Below are 17,097 nucleotides of genomic sequence, written 5' to 3'. Positions count from 1 at the left end.
CGATCCGAAGGCTTAGGAGTCGAAGACGATGACTGAGCGGGCCACCGCGCCGGTCTTCATTTCCTCGAACGCCTCGTTGACCTGGTCCAGCTTGATGCGCCGGCTGATCATGTCGTCGAGGTGGAGCTTGCCGGCCATGTAGGCGTCGACCAGGCGCGGCATGTCGACCGGGAAGCGGTTCGAACCCATCAGCGAGCCCTGGATACGCTTCTCGCCCAGGAAGGCCGCGCCCATCAGGCTGATGGTCTGGCCGACCGGGATCATGCCGATGATGTTGGCGGTGCCACCCCGGCGCAGCATGTTGAAGGCCTGCTCGGCCGTCTTCGCCAGACCGATGGCCTCGAAGCTGTGCTGAACCCCGCCCGAGGTCATTTCGATGACCTGCTTCACCGCGTCGTCGCCGCCGAGCACGAAGTCGGTGGCGCCCATCGACTTGGCCAGGTTCTCCTTACCCGCCGCCATGTCGATGGCGATGATGCGTCCGGCGCCGGCGATCGCCGCCCCGTTGATGGCCGCGAGGCCCACGCCGCCGCAGCCGATGACCGCGACGGTGTCGCCCGGCCGGACGTTCGAGGTGTGGAACACCGCGCCCACGCCGGTCATCACGCCGCAGCCGATAAGAGCGGCGCGATCGAGCGGCATGTCCTTGCGGATCGCGACGCAGGCGTGCTCGTGGATCAGCATCTGCTCGGCGAAGGACGACAGGTTCAGGTACTGGAGCATCGGCCCCTTGGGCGAGGTCAGGCGCGGCTCGTCGGCCTGCTCCCGCTTAGTCTCGGGCGAGGTGCAGAGGCTCATGTGGCCGGTCAGGCAATACTCGCAGTGGCCGCAGAAGGCCGACAGGCAGGTGATCACGTGGTCGCCCGGCTTCACGGTGCGGACTTCCGAGCCCACCGCCTCGACAACGCCGGCGCTCTCGTGGCCCAGAACCGCCGGCAGCGGGTGCGGATACTTGCCCTCGATGAAGTGGAGGTCCGAGTGGCAGACGCCGGCCGCGGCCGTACGGATCAGCACCTCGTGCGGACCCGGCTTGGCGATCTGGACGTCTTCGATCGCGAGCGGCTTGCCCACTTCGCGCAACACAGCGGCCTTCATGACGTTCCCCTTGTCCTTCCTGGATTTGCCAAGAGCCTTATCGCCGATCAGATGGCGCTGGGAAGCCCTTATCGGCGGTTCGCCTCGACAAGGCCGCAACCGCCTTTCATCTAGGGACCATGGACGCCGCTCAACCCGCAAGGACCGCCTCCCCGCTCGACGTGTTCCTGGCTTTCCTGCGTCAGGGCCTGACGGCGTTCGGCGGGCCCGCCGCGCACATCGGCTATTTCCGGCGCGACTTCGTGGAGCGGCGCGGCTGGCTCAGCGAGGCGGCGTTCGCCGACCTCCTGGCCCTCTGCCACTTCCTGCCCGGCCCCGCGTCCAGCCAGATCGGCATGGCGATCGGGCTCAGGCAAGCGGGGCTGGCGGGCGCCTTGGCCGCCTTCGCGGGCTTCACCCTCCCCGCGGCCGTCGCGATGATCGCCTTCGCCATGCTGGCGCCCGATCTGACCGCCCGGTTCGGGTACGGCTGGCTCCACGGGCTGCAGGTGGCGGCCGCGGCCGTCGTGATGCAGGCGGTCATCCGGATGGCGCGCACGCTGGCCACCGGCCCGATCCGCGCCGGCCTGGCGATCGGCGCGGCGGCGGGACTGATCGTGGCGCAGGGGCCGGTGGCCCAGGTCGCGGCGCTGGTCGCCGGCGGGCTGTTCGGCGTCGTGTTCCTGCGCGGGACGCCGCCCGAAGACGCGCCCGACGCGGCGGCCGGCTGGATCGATCCGCAGAGCGCGCTCGTCGCGCTCGGACTCTTCGCCGGCCTGCTGGTGGGTCTGCCGTTCCTGGCGAGCCTTCTGCAGAACCCCGGGCTGGGGGTCGCCAGCGTCTTCTATCGCACCGGCTCGCTGGTGTTCGGCGGCGGCCACGTTGTGCTGCCGCTCCTCGAGCACGAGATCGTCGCCCGGCGCTGGATGGACCAGTCGTCGTTCCTGGCCGGCTACGGGCTCATGCAGGCGCTGCCCGGCCCCTTGTTCGCTTTCGCGGCCTATGTGGGCGCGTCGGAGAGCTACGGACCGCGGGGCTTCGTGGGCGGGCTGATCGCCCTGTTCGCCATCTTCCTCCCCAGCCTCCTGCTGGTGACCGGCGTGCTGCCGTTCTGGGACCGGCTGAAGCGCGAGGGCTGGGCGCGAGGCCTGATGGCGGGCGTCGGCGCGACGGTGGTGGGCGTCCTGGCCGCGACGCTGTGGAACCCCGTGCTGATGAGCGCGGTGCGGAAGCCGACGGACTGGGCCCTGGTGGCCGCGGCCTTCGTCTTCCTGCAGGTCGTCAAGCTGCCGCCGTGGCTGGTCGTGGTGGGGTTCGCCCTGGCGACCGGGGTGTTCGCGTCCTGAACGTCAGGCGGCCGACGCCGTATCGGGCAGCTTCGCGGGCCAGAGCTGGGACATCTTCGGCCAAATGAAATTCCAGCCGAACCGCCGCGCCGGAATGCACGCCTCCAGCGCCTCGATCAGGGTTTCGGTCGGGCCATCGTTCAGGAAATGGGTGGCCCCCTCCGTGCGCACCACGCGGATCGGACGTCGGGTGACCGTGTCCTGCGCCAGCTTCTCGGCCACCTCGAGCGGCGCGAAGTCGTCCTGGTCGCCATGGATCATGTGGACCGGGATGTTGAGCCGGGCGAGCGCACGTCGGGCGTGGCGCAACTGGGGCTTCTGGCCGGTCACCTCGATGACGGCGTTGCGCAGGTCGCGTGGGATGACGCCCAGGGCGCGGGAGCCGAGGTCGAGCAGCCACTTGGCCGTCGGCCCGGACTCGCCGAAGTAGCCCGACAGCAGGACGAGGCCGGCCACCTTGCCGGGATTGCGGTCGGCCATGATCGAGGCGATCGCCGCGCCATAGCTCTGACCGACCAGCAGCACCTTCTGACCACGCGGGACATTCAGCACCGGGCTCAACGCCTCGGCCTGCACGCGGATGTCCGTGACGGGATGCAGCGGCTCGGAAGCGGCGAACCCCGGACGGTCCACCACGACCATTTCGCGGTCCTTCGGCAGCTCGGCCAGCACCTCGGCCCAATATTCGGCCCACGACGGCGCGCCGGTGATCACGACGATCTTCCAGGGGGCCGGCTTCTCGCGCGGGGTCTCGAGGGCGGAAATGCGCCAGCCATGGCCGCCGCCGGCCAGGAAACTCGTCCGCCGCACCACCGATTCCGGGTAGTGGGCGGAGGTCGGGGCATGCTCATGCCGGCCTCGCGCGGCCGCTTCTATCGCGGCCCAGCCCATCGCAATCACACCCTTCGGCCGTTTGCGCGGCACGGCGGCTCCTCCTCGATACGCACTGTCACCTGGAGAAGCTAACGCACGGTTCAGGTGGCGGTTCTGTGACTTTTCGGTATGGTTTTCGACTGTGTCCTAAAGGGCGCCCGCCGAAGCGGCGGACGGCTCGATCGTCTCGGCGGCGGTGGCGGTTTCGCGGCTGATCGCCGCGGCCAGTTCGGCGGGCACGCCCAGGGCCTGCAGCAGCATCCCGATGACCTCCATGTCGAATTCGAACGGCGGATCGTCGGCCAGCACCTGGCGTTGCGCGGCGCGCAGGGCGCCGGCGGTGATGACATGGGCGGCAACCGGGTCGCGCGGCGCGAAGAGACCCGCCGCCACGCCGCGCCGATGCAGCGACATGAAGACCCGGTTCACCGACGGGAAGTCCCGATCGCGCATCTCGTTGACGCTCAGCGCCGCCCAGGCCCAGACCGGCTCGCGCCGGGTGCGCCGCAGGAAATAGTGCGCCGAAGCCGCCAGCTGGGCGGCCGGGTCCCACACATGGGCGAGCCGGACACCCAGGTCCTGCCGGGCGTCTTCCGCCAGGTGGTCGGCCACGGCGTGGGTGAGGTCCTCCAGCGTCGGGAAGTAGTTGTAGAAGGTGCCGCGCGACACGCCGGCAGCCTCAACCACCAGATCGATGGTCGTGTCGCCGCGATTCGTGGCGATGACCTCCATCGCCGCCTCCAGCAGCCGCTCGCGCGTCCGCGCCCGCCGCGCTGCGCCCTGCGCCGCGCGCGCCGCGGCGTTGATCCGGATCGCCATGCGCTGTCTCCCGCGCCAGCGCAAAACCTGCTGACGAATTAACTTTCATTTGTCATCTTGACACTCATGTCAACCTGACAGATAAGCCGCGCCCACAACGCGAGCCGGGTCGCGCAGCCACCGCTGCCGGACTTCCCCCCCGAGGCCACTGGTCTCGCCTTCAACCCACTATGAGACCCAGAATGGCAATTCCGAATCGCGGCGAGATCGCCGCCGAAATCCCGTCCGCGTACGACAACGACCTTGGCGTCGAGCTGGACGCCCAGACCGCGCTCAGCCTGGCCCGCGCCGCCACGGTGGCGCTGCTCAACCTGTCGCCGCTTTCCCACCGCGAGATCGTCGCCGCCCTGAAGGAGGAGTTGGTCCGCCTGCGATCGCAGGACGACGGCCACGCGACGACCGCCGCCGACCTCGTGGCCCAGTACCTGCCCGACGCGGCCTGACGGCGGGATGGCGGTCAACAGCGAGGCGCGGACACGCATCGCTCTCGAGCGGCGCGAGCGTACGCGCCGTCGCCTGCTCGAGGCCGCCAGCGAACTCATCGCCCTGAAGGGCCCGCACGCCGCCACCATCGACGAGATCGTCCGCCACGCGGGCATCTCGCGCGGATCGTTCTACAACTACTTCCGCACGCCGGCCGAAGTGGTCCGCGAACTCGGCGCCGAGCGGGCCGGGCGGCTGGACCACGAACTGGCCGAGCTGATCGAAGGGGTCGACGACCCGGCGCTGCAGCTCGCGCTCATGGGTTCGCTCGTGCTGATCGAGACCATGAGCGATCCCACCCGGGCGTGGGTGAACCTGCAGATGGACCGCAACGACCAGCCCAGCCAGCCGACCATGGTGCGTCGCATGGGCGAGATCTTCGCCCGTGGCGTAGCGTCCGGCCGGTTCGCCCAGGTGGATCCCCTGGCGGCCCGCAGCCTGTCGTTCGGCGCCATGCGCGTGGCCATGCGAGATATGGGCCTGGGCCTCGCCCCGCCCGACCACGGGCGCAAGGTTCAGGCGCTGATCATCTCCGCCCTGGGCGTGCCCTATGCCGAGGCCTGCGCCCTGACCGAAGAGGCGCACGAGCGGGTGATGGCCAAGCGGGACCGCTAGCCGGCCGAAAGGCGATCCCGCAGCTCCCGCTTGAGCACCTTTCCGGTCGGACCGATGGGCAGCTCCGCCACGATGCGCACCTCGTCGGGCGTCCACCACTTGGCGACCCGCTCGGCGACGTGGGCCTTCAGCGCTTCGGGGTCGGCCGACTGGCCGGGGCGCAGCACCACCAGCAGCAGGGGCCGTTCGTCCCACTTCGGATGCGGCACGCCGATGGCCGCGGCCATGGCGACAGCCGGGTGCGAGCAGACCGCATCCTCCAGGTCGAGGGTGGAGATCCACTCTCCGCCCGACTTGATCACGTCCTTGGCCCGGTCGGTCAGCCGCAGGTAGCCCTCGGGATCGATCGTGGCGATGTCGCCGGTGTCGAACCAGCCGTCGCCCGTAAAGGCGGCCGCTCCGTCCTGCTTGAAATAGGCCGAGCTGACCCATGGCCCGCGCACTTGCAGGCGACCCGGGCTCTTGCCGTCGCGCGGCAGCGGCCGGTCGTCGTCGCCCACGACGCGCAGGTCGACGCCCCAGAGGCCCCGGCCCTGCTTCAGCTTGCGCTGAAGGGTCGCCTGGGCGTCCTCGCCCGCGTGGGTGGGCAACGGCGTGTTGATGACGCCCAGCGGCGAGGTCTCGGTCATGCCCCAGATCTGGCGCACCTGGCCCCCCAGCCGCTCCTCGATCCGGGAGATCAGGGCCGCGGTCGGCGCCGAGCCGCCCACAGCGATGGTCCGAACCGAGGTGAGCTTGCCGCCGGTCTGGTCGAGGTGATCAGCCACGCCCACCCAGATCGTGGGAACGCCCAGCAGGAAGGTGACGCTCTCCGTTTCGATCAGCTCACAGACGCTGGGCCCATCCAGCGCGCGGCCCGGCAGCACCAGCTTGGCCCCTACCAGCGGGGCCGCATACGGCGTGCACCAGGCGTTGGCGTGGTACATCTGGGCGCAGGGCAGGACCACGTCGCGCGCCGAAAGATCGAAGGCGTCCGGCAACGCTAGCGCCAGGGCGTGCAGCACCGTCGAACGGTGGCCGTAGAGCACGCCCTTGGGATTGCCCGTGGTGCCGGAGGTGTAGCAGAGGCCCGACGCGCTCTTCTCGTCCAGCTCGGGCCAGTCGAAGTCGGGCGTCTCCGAGGCGATCAGGTCCTCGTAAACGAGAGCGTAGTCCGGCGCATGCGCGCGATCGGTCATCGCCACCAGCGTGCGGATGGTCCCGATGCGCGAGGCGAGCTGGGCCACCTGGTCCGAGAAGGTGATGTCGAAGAACAGCACGCTGTCCTCGGCGTGGCGGGCCACCCAGACGATCTGGTCGTCGTGCAGACGCGGATTGATGGTGTGGAGCACAGCCCCGATGCCGGTGACGGCGAAGTAGAGCTCGAAGTGGCGGTGCGTGGACCACGCCAGGGTCGCGACCCGGTCGCCGGGTTTCACGCCCATGGCCAGCAGCGCCTTGGCCATGCGCTTGGCCCGCGCCAGCGCGTCGGCGTAGCCATAGCGGTGGATCGACCCCTCCACCGTCCGCGTCACCACCTCGCGGTCGCCGTGATAGAGCGCCGCGTGCTCCAGGATCGAGGGCAGCGTGAGCGGCCGGTCCATCATCAGGGCTTGCATGGGCGGGCGTCCTCCGGGTGATCGGCGATCAGGCTAGGCCAGAGATCGCGCGCGGCGAAGCCCCTGTGCAACCCGCCGCGCCGCTGTACGGTGACCGAAAAGCGAGGGGGAAACAGTCGATGACCGTCGAGGGCGACCGCGCCGCTCCGCGCGCGCCGGCGCCGCTGCGGATCTGGCAGCGGCTGATGGACACGCGGATCGGGATCGTGCCGCTGCCCGTGGCGGCGCTCATCGCGGTGATCGTCGGCCTGTCCGTCGCCCGCGGCGAGGCGCGCTCCGACATCTTGACCAGCATCGCGGTGCTCGCCGTCGGCGGGTTCGCCTGCGCCGAGATCGGCAAGCGCCTGCCGGTGCTGAAGAACCTCGGCTCGGCGGCGATCTTCGCCACCTTCGTGCCGTCGTTCCTGGTCTATGCCCATGTGCTGCCGGCGGCGCTGGTGACCTCGATCACCGAGTTCACCGACCAGTCGAACTTCCTCTACCTGTTCATCGCCTCGATCATCGTGGGCAGCATCCTCGGCATGGACCGCCGCGTGCTGCTGGCCGGCTTCCTGAAGATCTTCGCGCCGCTGGCCTTGGGCTCGCTCGCGGCGTTCGCGGTGGGGTGCGGCGTCGGGACGGCGCTGGGCCTGGGCCTGAAGCACACCGTGTTCAAGATCGTCGTGCCGATCATGGCCGGCGGGGTGGGCGAAGGGGCGATCCCGCTTTCGGTGGGCTATGCGCAGGTCACCCACCTGCCCCAGGGCGAGTACTTCGCCGAGGTGCTGCCCTCGGTGATGCTTGGAAGCCTGACGGCCATCATCCTCGCCGGCCTGCTCAACTATGTGGGCAAGCGCCGTCCCGACCTGACCGGCGACGGACAACTGCAGATCGGCGAGCATGACGTCGTGCTGACGGGCGATCATGCCGAACGCCCCGTCGTCACGCCCCAGACCGTGGGCGCGGCCGTCGTGACCGTGGTGACGCTCTACCTGCTGGGCGCGCTCACCCAGACCCTCTGGCATTGGCCGGGGCCGATCGTGATGCTGGGCCTGGCCGTGATCGTGAAGCTGGGCCGGCTTGCCACGCCCACGCTGGAGGCCGGCGCCTACGCCAACTATCAGTTCTTCTCCGCCTGCGTGACCTATCCGCTGCTGTTCGCGATCGGCGTGGCCAAGACGCCCTGGGAGAAGATCGTGGCGGCCTTCAACGCCCCCACCGTGATCACCATCGTGGCCACCGTCGCGACGCTGATGGGAACGGGTTTCCTGACCGCCCGCTTCGTGGGCATGCACCCGATCGAGACGGCGATCGTCAACGCCTGCCACTCCGGCCAGGGTGGCACCGGCGATGTGGCGATCCTGACCGCGGCGAACCGGATGCAGCTGATGCCCTTCGCCCAGATCGCCACGCGGATCGGCGGCGCGATCACGGTGACCCTGGCCCTGATCGCCTTCGCCCGGTTCGGGGTGTGACCTACGCCGCCATGCGCGCCTTGAACACGCCATCCGGCAGGCGGGCGGCGCGCATGGGGTGGATGAAGAAGTAGTCCTTCCACGGCACGCCTTCGACCAGCGTCGTGCGCTCCTCCAGCCGATCGCCGTCGAGGGCGAACATGCGGTAGCCGCGGCGGCGGAAGATCTCCAGCACCTCCTGGCCCGAGCCGCCGAAGCGCGCCTGGAGCATCGGGGGGTGGATCTCGAGCAGGACGTGGGGGCAGTCGCGGTCGAGGATCTCCAGTGCGCCCTCCAGCGCCTTCTGCTCGGCGCCTTCGATGTCCATGCGGATGAAGTCGACGCGGTCGACGCCGTGCTCGCGGCACCAGCTGTCGAGGGTGACGACCGGGGTCGGTTGCAGCTCCATGCCGGTGTCGTCGAGGTCGGGCCGGGCCGGGCCGTTCGGGGCGGTCTCGGCCACATAGGCGTAGGCGCGGCCCATGCGGCCCGAGGTCTTCTTCGGCGTGACCAGGAGCATTTCCCCCGGCTGGTCGGAGACGGCGGCGTGGACCGGCGTGACCTGGCGGCCGATGCCGTGCCAGCTGACGCAGAGCTTCAGCACCTCGAAGGCGAAGGCCGAAGGTTCGAAGGCGTAGATGCGCGCCTTCGGCGCCACCTGCGTCATGACGTAGGAATGGCGGCCATCGCTGGCGCCCACGTGCAGGCAGACCGGCGCGCCGGAAAGCAGGTCGGCGAGATAGGGGGTCTCGGGCTCGTGCTTGGCCCAGGTGCGGTTGCGCCGCCAGGCGCGGAAGGCGTGACCCAGCACGCGTAACGAAGCCATCCAAACTCCCCTGCCCCGCGGCCCGGGCCCCAACTTCAGGCCGCGTCGCGAACCACCGTCATCATGTAGTTCACGTCCGTGTCGGCCGATTCCGTCCATCGGCCCGTGAGCGGGTTGAATACGACGCCGAAGGGGCCGTCCACAACGACCGGCTCCTGGGTCACGAAGCCGCGAATCTCGTCGGGCTTCAGGAACTTGTTCCAGTCGTGCGTGCCGGGGGGCAGCCAGCGCAGGACGTACTCGGCGCCCACCTTGGCCAGGGCCAGGGCCTTGAGCGTCCGGTTTAGGGTGGCCACGATCATCAGCCCGCCAGGCTTCAACAGCGCCGTGCAGTCGCGCAGGAACGCGCCCGGGTCGGCCACGTGCTCGATCACCTCCATGTTGAGGATCACGTCGAAGGCCGGCTCGCCGGCTTCGACCAGCGCCTCGGCCGTCGAGGCCCGGTAGTCGATGGAAAGCCCCTGTTCGGCGGCGTGCGTCGAGGCCGTGGCGATGTTGCGCTCCGAAGCGTCGACGCCGGTGACCTGGAAGCCCAGCCGGGTCATGGGTTCGGACAGCAGGCCGCCGCCGCAGCCGATGTCGAGCAGGCGAAGGCCCTCGAACGGCCGGCGCGCCGCGCCATCGCGGCCGAAGCGGTAGAGAGCCTGGTCGCGGATGAACGCCAGACGGACCGGATTGAACCTGTGCAGCGGCGCGAACTTGCCGCGCGGATCCCACCATTCGGCGGCGATGCGCGAGAAGCGTTCGACGTCGGCGGGATCGATGCTGGAGGCGGCGGCGGGCATGGGCCGCTCTTTACTCCTCAACCCCACCGGCTGGAACCGGCTGTCCGCGGGCCTCGGAGGCAAGCTTTGCCCTTTTGACGCAGCCGGCCCAGACGAAAGGGCAGATTCCGGGCGTTGCGGGCCGGCCTAAGCGTCGCTAGAAGGCGCAACCCTTCGGCGGCGCAGCAAAGGCGGTTCCCTTCAGGCCCATGTCCCGGCTGGTGATGAAATTCGGCGGTACGTCCGTCGCCGACCTGGAACGCATCCGGCGCGTGGCGCGGCTCGTGGCGGCAGAGGTCGCCGCGGGCCACCAGGTGGCGGTGGTGGTTTCGGCCATGGCCGGCAAGACCAACGAGCTGGTCGCCTGGACCGACGGCGCCGGTCCGGCCGCGCAGGGCGTCCCGGCGTCCGACGACGAGTACGACGTGGTCGTGGCCTCGGGCGAGCAGGTGACCGCCGGCCTCCTGGCCATGACCCTGCGCAACATGGGCCACCGCGCGCGCTCGTGGTTGGGCTGGCAGATTCCCATCATCGCCGACGACGCCCACGGCCGGGCGCGCATCGACGACATTCCGCCCGAGAAGCTGGGCGCGGCGCTGGACGCCGGCGAGATCGCGGTGATCGCGGGCTTCCAGGGCGTGACCCGCGACGGCCGCATCGCCACCCTGGGCCGCGGCGGATCCGACACCTCGGCCGTGGCCGTGGCGGCCGCGCTGGGCGGCGCCTGCGACATCTACACCGACGTGGACGGCGTCTACACCACCGACCCGCGCATCGAATCCAAGGCGAAGAAGCTGGCCAAGGTCTCCTACGAGGAGATGCTGGAGATGGCCTCGCTGGGCGCCAAGGTGCTGCAGACGCGTTCGGTGGAGCTGGCCATGGCCCACCACGTGCCCGTGCGCGTGCTTTCGAGTTTCGTGGAGCCGGGCGAAGCGCCCGGACAAGGCACCATCGTGTGCGACGAGGAGGAGATCGTGGAGAAGCGGATCGTGAGCGGCGTGGCCTACAGCCGCGACGAGGCGAAGATCAGCCTCTTCGGCCTGCCCGACCATCCGGGCGTATCGGCCGCGATCTTCGGCGCCCTGGCCGAGTCCAATGTGAACGTGGACATGATCGTCCAGAGCCATGCTCGCACCGAGGACGCGGCGAACATGGAGTTCACGGTCGGCAAGCGCGACGCGCAGCGGGCCGTGGAGATCCTGCGCGGCAAGCAGCAGGAGATCGGCTTCCAGGACGTGCGGGTCGATGACGATGTGGCCAAGGTCTCGGTCATCGGCGTGGGCATGCGCAGCCACGCGGGCGTGGCCAACACCATGTTCCAGGCGCTGGCCGACAAGCGGGTGAACATCCAGGTCATCTCGACCTCGGAGATCAAGATCAGCGTGCTGATCGACGCGGCCTATACCGAACTGGCCGTGCGGGCCCTGCATGCCGCCTATGGGCTGGACCAGCTCTAGCGGTCAGGCCATCTGACGGCCGTCGAGCGCGCCGCCGGTGTCCCAGGCCAGCGTCACGCCGCGCTCGGCCAGGCCGGCCATCAGCCGCTGAACGTTCGTGGCGTTGTCGGCGAACAGGCGCTCAAAGCGGTCGCTGGCCAACACGTCCGCCGGCACGACCAGGCCGGACCGGCCGCGTTCGCATAGCCCCGCCTCCGTCAGCTGGGTCACATGACGGCGGATCGTCTCGGGCGGCAGCTTGAGCCGCTGAACCAGCGCGCGCATGGACGGCAGGCGCCCGCCGTCGCGATCCTGCAGCGAGCCCGCGAGCAAGGCGGTCAGGATCATCATCGAGATGACGTTCCCGGTCTCGCGCATCAGGCCCTCGGTGGAGCGCAGCAGGTAGTCGGACAGCAGGCGGACGGCGGCGCGCACAGGCACGCTGCCCTCCAGGTCGTAGTTGGGCGCGGGCAGCGGGTCGAGCAGCCCGCGGGTGCGCAGATCGAGGTAGAAGCGGCGCATGCGGTCGTGCCCCGCCATCACCGATTCCAGGTAGCCGGGCGAGACCAGGAAGCTCGCGGGCACGATCACGCCTTCCGACGAGAGCGCGCAGACGCCGTCCGCGGCAAGCCGCCGGATGCGCCGGCGGGCCGTCTCGAACGGCAGATCGAGGGAACCGGCGATGGCGTTGATGCTCACCGGCCGGCGCTCGTGGTCGAGCGCCGGGGCGTCGAGCTGGCCGTAGCGGGCGCGCGCCGACGGGTCGCGGGTCAGCGGAATGATGTTGGCCTGATTGATCGCCAGCACGAGCAACGCATCGAGGGGCGCAAGCCCCGCGAGCCCACCGCCGATCTCGTCGAGGAGGAAGCTGTACGAGAGGCGTGCGAGCATCGTCCGTTGCTCGCGCAACGCCTCGTTCATGGGATGCTCGACCAAGTCCACCTCATGATGAAAGCGCCGACGGGGCGAACCGGCAAGACTGGTAAGGCTACGTAGCCGCCCTTCGCGCCGATCCGGTCAGCCGGAAGGCGGCCCAGGTTCCGACCAGCGCCAAAGGGATCACCGAGGCGAAAACCCACACTGAAGCGGCCTTTGCGCTGGCGTCGGTGAGCCCGTCGGAAAAGCCAGCGAGATTCGCCGCGACGCCCGAGATCGCGGCCCCGGCGGCGGCCCCCGTCTGGCGCACGGCGGTGATCGCCGACGAGCCGATGGCGCGATCCTCGTCGCTGAGGGCGGTCATCACCCGGCGCGTCATGAAGGCCCAGGAGAAGCCGAAGGCCGCGCCCATCAGCGCCCCGCCGGTCAGCATCCAGACGAGCGGCCCATCGGCCATGCTCCAGGTGAGGATTCCCAGGCTGGCGATCAGGCAGAGGGCGCCGAAGCGGATCCAGCGCGCGTCCCAGGCGCCGGTCACGCCGGCGACGGCCATCGCACAAACCGTCCAGGCCAGGGATTCGGCGCCGATCGCATATCCTGCCCACAGGGGCGAGAAGCCGCGGAGCTGCTGCAGGATCGGCGGCCCATAGATCGCGAAGCCCATCGAGGCGGCGGTCAGCGCGAACATGGAGAAATAGCCCGAACCGATAATGGTGGTCAGGTCGCCCGCCCGATGCGGCAGCAGACGCACGCGGGCGCGGCCGTCGATGAAGATCACCAGCGCCAGCACCGCCAGGCCGGCCATCACCAGGCCGATCGACAGGGCCGGCGCCCCGACCGTGTCGGCCACGGCGATCGCCGCCACGCCGACGCCCAGGACGCCGAGCTGGGTCCACGGCACGCCAGGCCCGCCGCCGCCGCCCTGGGTCCCGCCCAGCAGGAAGGGCGCGGCCACGGCGAAGACGCCGGACTGCAGAGCGAAGAGCCAGAAGACGTCGCGCCAGTCGCCCGTTTCGACGACCAGCCCGCCGAACAGCGGCCCGAGCACCGTCGCGATGCCCCAGACGAAGGTTACGGCGGCGAACACGCGCGCCAGGTGCCGCTCGGGGAACAGGAAGGCGATGGCCACCATGGCGAAGCCCGAGATCCAGCCCGAACCCAGCCCCTGGATCAGTCGCCCGGTCAGGAACAGGCCGACGTCGGGCGCGAGCGCGGAGAGCACGCAGCCGCCGGCCATGATGACGCCCGCCGCGGCGGTCGCGCCGCGCAGGCCGAAGATCTCGGAGAAGCGCCCCGCGCTGGCCCCCGCCAGGATCGCGCCGACCAGATAGCCGGCCGTCGCCCAGGCGAAATAGGCGTAGCCGCCGAGGTCGGCGCCGACGCTGGGCATGATGGTCGAGGTGACGAGGCTGTCGGCGGCGTTGAGCCACACACCCAGGCAGATCAGGGCGAAGCGCGGCAGCCGGCCCTCGGCCAGGAGGTCGGCCCAGTCATTACGCGGCCCCCCTTCGGGCTTCTCAGATTTGACAACCTCGGACATGTCAAATTCGCTGTAGACCTGGACCTGAAATTTTGCAACGATCTGATTGTCAAATGCGAACGCCGACCGAACGCATCCTTTTCCAGATCAAGACCCGCGGACCCGCCGACACCGTGGCGCTGGCGCGCGCGCTGGGCGTCAGCCGGCAGGCCGCCCTACAGCATCTCGAGCGGCTCGTCGCCGACGGACTCGTCGAACACGCCGACGAGCGCCGGGGCGTGGGCCGGCCGCGACGGATCTGGTCGCTGACCGAGGCCGCCCAGGCGCGGTTCCCCGACACCCACGCCCAACTCACGCTCGAAATGCTGGAGGCGGTGCGCGCCGAGTTCGGCGAGGCCGGGCTCGAGCGGCTGGTGGCCCGGCGCGAGACGGCGACGGCGAGGGGCTACACGGCGGCGATGGCGAAGGCCGAGAGCCTCGAAGCCCGCGTGACGCGACTTTCCGAGATTCGGACGGCGGAAGGCTATATGGCCGACTGGTCGCCCGACCCTGGCGGCGGCTTCCTCCTCGTGGAGAACCACTGCCCGATCTGCGCGGCGGCGGCCGCCTGCCAGGGATTCTGCCGCGCCGAGCTGGACGTGTTCCGACAGGTCCTGGGCCCCGGTGTGGAGGTCGAGCGGGTCGACCACCTGCTGGCCGGCGCGCGCCGCTGCGCCTACCGGATCACCTCTTCGCCGGCGCCGCGGCCCCGGGCAGTTGCGGCGTAAAGCCCGGCGCCCAGTGGTTGGCCGTGCCGGAGGTGACGTACCAGCTGATCAGCAGCGCGCAGATCAGCGCGCCGGGGATGTAGCTGTTGGTGCGCCGGTAGGCGAAGGCGCCGATCACCCCGATGATCCCTAGCAGCGGCACGAACTGGATGGCGATGATGGCGTTCAGCGGCTCGGACGGCGTGGCCAGGAAACCCGTGGCGAACAGGGTGCCGTACTCCCAGAGCACGAAGATGAAGAAGCCGCCGGCCATGGCGAACTTGGCCCAGGTCCAGGCCCAGAACAGGCGCTCGCCGCGGACGGCGACGTTCACCGCCAGCCCTCGAAGGGTGACCAGGAAAAAGACCGTCCACAAGGCGAGATAGGGGGGCAGTTCCAGCGCGCGCGCCGCGCTGAGCGGCTTCAACCCCACGATCCAGAAGCGGTAGTCGACCTTGAAGACGGCGTCGACGAGGACCAGCGAGAGATAGGCCACGCCCATGGTGGCGGCCGCCGCGGCGACCGACAGGCCGATCTTGTGGGTGAAGGCGGCTTTGCCCCGCCGGAACAGCAGGCCGACCACGAAGCCGATCAGGGCCGTGCCCAGCGCCCAGATGAGAAGCTGGTTCTGCACCCACTGCGGGAACAGGGCCATCGGGAAGAACACCTGCCCCACCTTCATCAGCGGCAGATAGGTGAGCGCCGGAATGATCGCCGTGGTCACCAGCGCCAGCAGCCAGCGCGGATCGTGGCGCTCGGTGATCGGTTCGGCGGGATGGTCGATCCCGGAAAACAGCGGCAGGGAGACCAGCAGGTCGAAGGTCGCCAGGATCAGTCCGACCATGCCGATGAAGGCGATCAGCGTGCCGACCTCCTTCCAGATCCAGACCTGATCCGAGGGCGGCTTGGCGGCCGGCGCCGGAATCGTCCGCTGGAACCAGCTCACCGCGGCGCCGACGCCCGACTTCGAGAAATGCTCCCAGGGATGGGTGACGCGCGGATTGGCGAGGATGCGGGCCGTGCCGTCGGCGATCGAGCCGTAGAGCCGCCCTTCCTCCACGCGTCCGGTCGCGCCGAAGATCTCCTGCAGGCGCTTGGACTCCTCGACGAGGCCGCCGCGCTTCACCTGCCACATCAGTTCGGCGAACTCGTCGAGCTTGCCGAACACGACGGCGAGGTTGCGCGGCTTCTCAGGCGCCGGCGCGCCGAGCAGGCCGGGGGTCGAGCCTTCCAAAACGATCGAACGGTAGCCGTCGGGATCCGACAGCGCCGCGGCCATCACCGGGCCGCTGCCCATCGAATGGCCTTCCAACCCGATCTGCCCCTTGTCGACGAACGGCAGCGATTTCAGATAGCGCAGCGCCGCCGGCCCGCCGAAGCCAGCCGTGCCGACGATGCCGCCGGAATAGCCGTGCCCGGTCATGTCCATGGCCAGCACCACGAAGCCGCGGCGCGAGAGCTCGATGGCGAACGGGCTCTGCATCTCGCGGGTGTTGATGTAGCCGTGCGAGGCCAGGATCGCCGGCGCGGGCGCCGCGGCCGTCGCCGTCTTCGGGACGTACAGCAGCCCGGATAGGGTCACGCCCTCTTCGGCCGGGATCCTCACTTCCGAGACCACGACCGCCCCGCCCGAGGTCTGCACCCTGTTTGCGAGAAACGCTCCGGCCAGGATCACCACCCAGGCCAGCGCGAACGCGAGCCATCGCCGCATGCTTCCGCCCCATCCCCTCGTCTCCAGGATGCGACGATGCGCCGGAGCGCCACCAAGCTCAAGGGTCGCGACGCGGCGGCCTGCGGTTGATCATCAGCATCTGGGCCCGTTCCTCGATCTCGACGGCGGCGTCGAAACTCACCGCCTCCAGGGTCGCATCGAGGCTGCGCTTGGTGAGGCGGAGCGCGTCCGGTTGAGCCTTCAGCATGTCGGCGGCCAGCGCCAGGCCATAGGCGTCCAGCTCGGCGTCAGGGACGACGGCCGAGACCAGGCCGGTGGCAAGCGCCTCGTCGGCCTTCAGCGGCCGGCCCGTGTAGAGCATCTCGCGCGCCTTGGAGATCCCGATGGCGCGCTGCAGGCGCCAGCCCACGCCCAGTTCGGCGCCGGACAGGCCGATGCTGATGAAGGCCGAATGGAAGGCGGCGGTCTCGGACGCCACGATGATGTCCGAGGCCAACGCGATGGCCAGGCCCCCACCGGCCGCCGGCCCGCGCACCAGCGAGACGATCGGCTGCGGGCAGGCGCGCATGGCCTTCATCAGGTCGCGCAACACCCAGTCGCCCTTGGGCCCGTCGCGCAGGGCGTCGGGCTGGCCCATGGCCTTCAGGTCGGCCCCCGCCGTGAAGCCGCGCCCGGCCCCGCAGACCAGGATCACCCGGACGTCCTCGTCACGCCGCCGCGACTCGAAATGGGCCAGCAGCGCTTCGGCCAGCGGATGGTTCAGCGCGTTCAGCCGGTCTGGCCGGTTCATGGTGACGCGTTCCAGTCCGCTCTCAAGCGTTTCGACCTTGAGGATGTCGTCGTCGGCCATGGCGGGCGTCTCCGTGGATTCCTCCGCTGAGTAGCCGCGTTCCGCACGGGCAGCGCAACGGCCGAGGCCGCCGCGCCTGTGGACTCGCGCCCGCCGCCACGGCACGAGTGGAGAAAACACCGAGGGGGAATGCGCCGTGGGTCCTTGCTGGAGTCGCCGTTTCGCGGCGGGGCTATCGCTGGCCGTCGCGCTGGCGGCGACATTCG

16 protein-coding genes are annotated in these 17,097 nt (G+C 70.0%); 6 read left to right on the top strand and 10 right to left on the bottom strand.

The genetic code is table 11. The features are described from left to right. Positions 1-12: 12 nt before the first annotated feature. The gene (locus tag GC203_RS16190) at positions 13-1,095 is read right to left on the bottom strand and encodes a Zn-dependent alcohol dehydrogenase (protein ID WP_293456601.1); all 1,083 of its coding nucleotides are present in this window, start codon (positions 1,093-1,095) and stop codon (positions 13-15) included. 119 nt (positions 1,096-1,214) lie between these two features. Here GC203_RS16190 and chrA point away from each other — a divergent pair, with 119 nt between their 5' ends. Further along, the gene (gene chrA / locus GC203_RS16185) at positions 1,215-2,420 is read left to right on the top strand and encodes a chromate efflux transporter (RefSeq protein ID WP_293456598.1); all 1,206 of its coding nucleotides are present in this window, start codon (positions 1,215-1,217) and stop codon (positions 2,418-2,420) included. 3 nt (positions 2,421-2,423) lie between these two features. Here chrA and GC203_RS16180 read toward each other — a convergent pair whose 3' ends face one another. Both GC203_RS16180 and GC203_RS16175 read right to left on the bottom strand, forming a co-directional pair. Then, positions 2,424-3,230 (bottom strand): alpha/beta hydrolase, encoded by an 807-nt coding sequence (locus GC203_RS16180; RefSeq protein WP_293456596.1) that lies wholly within the window; start codon positions 3,228-3,230, stop codon positions 2,424-2,426. Between the two features lie 210 nt (positions 3,231-3,440). Then, entirely contained in the window at positions 3,441-4,112 is a 672-nt protein-coding gene (locus GC203_RS16175; RefSeq protein ID WP_293456594.1) for a TetR/AcrR family transcriptional regulator, read from the bottom strand. A gap of 182 nt (positions 4,113-4,294) precedes the next feature. Here GC203_RS16175 and GC203_RS16170 point away from each other — a divergent pair, with 182 nt between their 5' ends. Together GC203_RS16170 and GC203_RS16165 are read left to right on the top strand one after the other, a co-directional pair. Further along, positions 4,295-4,555, top strand: coding sequence for a hypothetical protein (locus GC203_RS16170; RefSeq protein WP_293456591.1), 261 nt, complete (start codon positions 4,295-4,297; stop codon positions 4,553-4,555). A gap of 7 nt (positions 4,556-4,562) precedes the next feature. After that, positions 4,563-5,210, top strand: coding sequence for a TetR/AcrR family transcriptional regulator (locus GC203_RS16165; RefSeq protein ID WP_293456588.1), 648 nt, complete (start codon positions 4,563-4,565; stop codon positions 5,208-5,210). On the opposite strand, the gene GC203_RS16160 is transcribed toward GC203_RS16165, so the two are convergent. Then, complete coding sequence (locus tag GC203_RS16160; protein ID WP_293456585.1) at positions 5,207-6,808, bottom strand: long-chain fatty acid--CoA ligase; 1,602 nt, start codon at positions 6,806-6,808, stop codon at positions 5,207-5,209. The two genes, GC203_RS16165 and GC203_RS16160, sit on opposite strands and share 4 nt — an antisense overlap. A 119-nt stretch (positions 6,809-6,927) precedes the next feature. On the opposite strand from GC203_RS16160, the gene GC203_RS16155 reads away from it, so the two are divergent. Beyond that, positions 6,928-8,262 carry a 2-hydroxycarboxylate transporter family protein gene (locus tag GC203_RS16155; protein WP_293456583.1) on the top strand — a complete coding sequence of 445 codons (1,335 nt, stop codon included), beginning with the start codon at positions 6,928-6,930 and terminating at the stop codon, positions 8,260-8,262. A 1-nt stretch (position 8,263) separates the two neighbouring features. On the opposite strand, the gene GC203_RS16150 is transcribed toward GC203_RS16155, so the two are convergent. Together GC203_RS16150 and ubiG are read right to left on the bottom strand one after the other, a co-directional pair. Continuing rightward, positions 8,264-9,067, bottom strand: coding sequence for an FkbM family methyltransferase (locus tag GC203_RS16150; protein WP_293456581.1), 804 nt, complete (start codon positions 9,065-9,067; stop codon positions 8,264-8,266). A 35-nt stretch (positions 9,068-9,102) separates the two neighbouring features. Continuing rightward, the gene (gene ubiG / locus GC203_RS16145; protein ID WP_293456579.1) at positions 9,103-9,852 is read right to left on the bottom strand and encodes a bifunctional 2-polyprenyl-6-hydroxyphenol methylase/3-demethylubiquinol 3-O-methyltransferase UbiG; all 750 of its coding nucleotides are present in this window, start codon (positions 9,850-9,852) and stop codon (positions 9,103-9,105) included. Positions 9,853-10,040: 188 nt separating this feature from the next. On the opposite strand from ubiG, the gene GC203_RS16140 reads away from it, so the two are divergent. Then, complete coding sequence (locus GC203_RS16140; protein WP_293456578.1) at positions 10,041-11,288, top strand: aspartate kinase; 1,248 nt, start codon at positions 10,041-10,043, stop codon at positions 11,286-11,288. Between the two features lie 3 nt (positions 11,289-11,291). Here GC203_RS16140 and GC203_RS16135 read toward each other — a convergent pair whose 3' ends face one another. Beyond that, entirely contained in the window at positions 11,292-12,203 is a 912-nt protein-coding gene (locus GC203_RS16135; RefSeq protein ID WP_293456576.1) for a hypothetical protein, read from the bottom strand. Between the two features lie 52 nt (positions 12,204-12,255). Next, on the bottom strand, positions 12,256-13,683 hold the full coding sequence (locus GC203_RS16130) for an MFS transporter (protein WP_293456575.1): 1,428 nt from the start codon (positions 13,681-13,683) through the stop codon (positions 12,256-12,258). A 53-nt stretch (positions 13,684-13,736) separates the two neighbouring features. Here GC203_RS16130 and GC203_RS16125 point away from each other — a divergent pair, with 53 nt between their 5' ends. Further along, positions 13,737-14,390 (top strand): metalloregulator ArsR/SmtB family transcription factor, encoded by a 654-nt coding sequence (locus GC203_RS16125; protein WP_293456572.1) that lies wholly within the window; start codon positions 13,737-13,739, stop codon positions 14,388-14,390. On the opposite strand, the gene GC203_RS16120 is transcribed toward GC203_RS16125, so the two are convergent. Then, the gene (locus tag GC203_RS16120) at positions 14,347-16,080 is read right to left on the bottom strand and encodes an alpha/beta fold hydrolase (RefSeq protein ID WP_293456570.1); all 1,734 of its coding nucleotides are present in this window, start codon (positions 16,078-16,080) and stop codon (positions 14,347-14,349) included. The two genes, GC203_RS16125 and GC203_RS16120, sit on opposite strands and share 44 nt — an antisense overlap. Before the next feature lie 58 nt (positions 16,081-16,138). Next, a complete protein-coding gene (locus GC203_RS16115; protein ID WP_293456568.1) occupies positions 16,139-16,891 on the bottom strand; it encodes an enoyl-CoA hydratase-related protein in 753 nt (250 codons plus the stop codon). Positions 16,892-17,097: the final 206 nt, after the last annotated feature.

Origin of the sequence: Phenylobacterium sp. (genome assembly GCF_016124325.1) — a bacterium.
Lineage (GTDB): Bacteria > Pseudomonadota > Alphaproteobacteria > Caulobacterales > Caulobacteraceae > Phenylobacterium.
The sequence above is the reverse complement of the archived record's forward strand: the minus strand, read 5'-3'. Positions and strand labels throughout refer to the sequence as shown.

Coding starts and splice junctions, on each gene's coding strand:
- GC203_RS16190 (WP_293456601.1), bottom strand. CDS start 1,095: ATGAAGGCCGCTGTGTTGCGCGAAGTGGGCAAGCCGCTCGCGATCGAA.
- chrA (WP_293456598.1), top strand. CDS start 1,215: ATGGACGCCGCTCAACCCGCAAGGACCGCCTCCCCGCTCGACGTGTTC.
- GC203_RS16175 (WP_293456594.1), bottom strand. CDS start 4,112: ATGGCGATCCGGATCAACGCCGCGGCGCGCGCGGCGCAGGGCGCAGCG.
- GC203_RS16170 (WP_293456591.1), top strand. CDS start 4,295: ATGGCAATTCCGAATCGCGGCGAGATCGCCGCCGAAATCCCGTCCGCG.
- GC203_RS16165 (WP_293456588.1), top strand. CDS start 4,563: ATGGCGGTCAACAGCGAGGCGCGGACACGCATCGCTCTCGAGCGGCGC.
- GC203_RS16160 (WP_293456585.1), bottom strand. CDS start 6,808: ATGCAAGCCCTGATGATGGACCGGCCGCTCACGCTGCCCTCGATCCTG.
- GC203_RS16155 (WP_293456583.1), top strand. CDS start 6,928: ATGACCGTCGAGGGCGACCGCGCCGCTCCGCGCGCGCCGGCGCCGCTG.
- GC203_RS16150 (WP_293456581.1), bottom strand. CDS start 9,067: ATGGCTTCGTTACGCGTGCTGGGTCACGCCTTCCGCGCCTGGCGGCGC.
- ubiG (WP_293456579.1), bottom strand. CDS start 9,852: ATGCCCGCCGCCGCCTCCAGCATCGATCCCGCCGACGTCGAACGCTTC.
- GC203_RS16140 (WP_293456578.1), top strand. CDS start 10,041: ATGTCCCGGCTGGTGATGAAATTCGGCGGTACGTCCGTCGCCGACCTG.
- GC203_RS16130 (WP_293456575.1), bottom strand. CDS start 13,683: ATGTCCGAGGTTGTCAAATCTGAGAAGCCCGAAGGGGGGCCGCGTAAT.
- GC203_RS16125 (WP_293456572.1), top strand. CDS start 13,737: ATGCGAACGCCGACCGAACGCATCCTTTTCCAGATCAAGACCCGCGGA.
- GC203_RS16120 (WP_293456570.1), bottom strand. CDS start 16,080: ATGCGGCGATGGCTCGCGTTCGCGCTGGCCTGGGTGGTGATCCTGGCC.
- GC203_RS16115 (WP_293456568.1), bottom strand. CDS start 16,891: ATGGCCGACGACGACATCCTCAAGGTCGAAACGCTTGAGAGCGGACTG.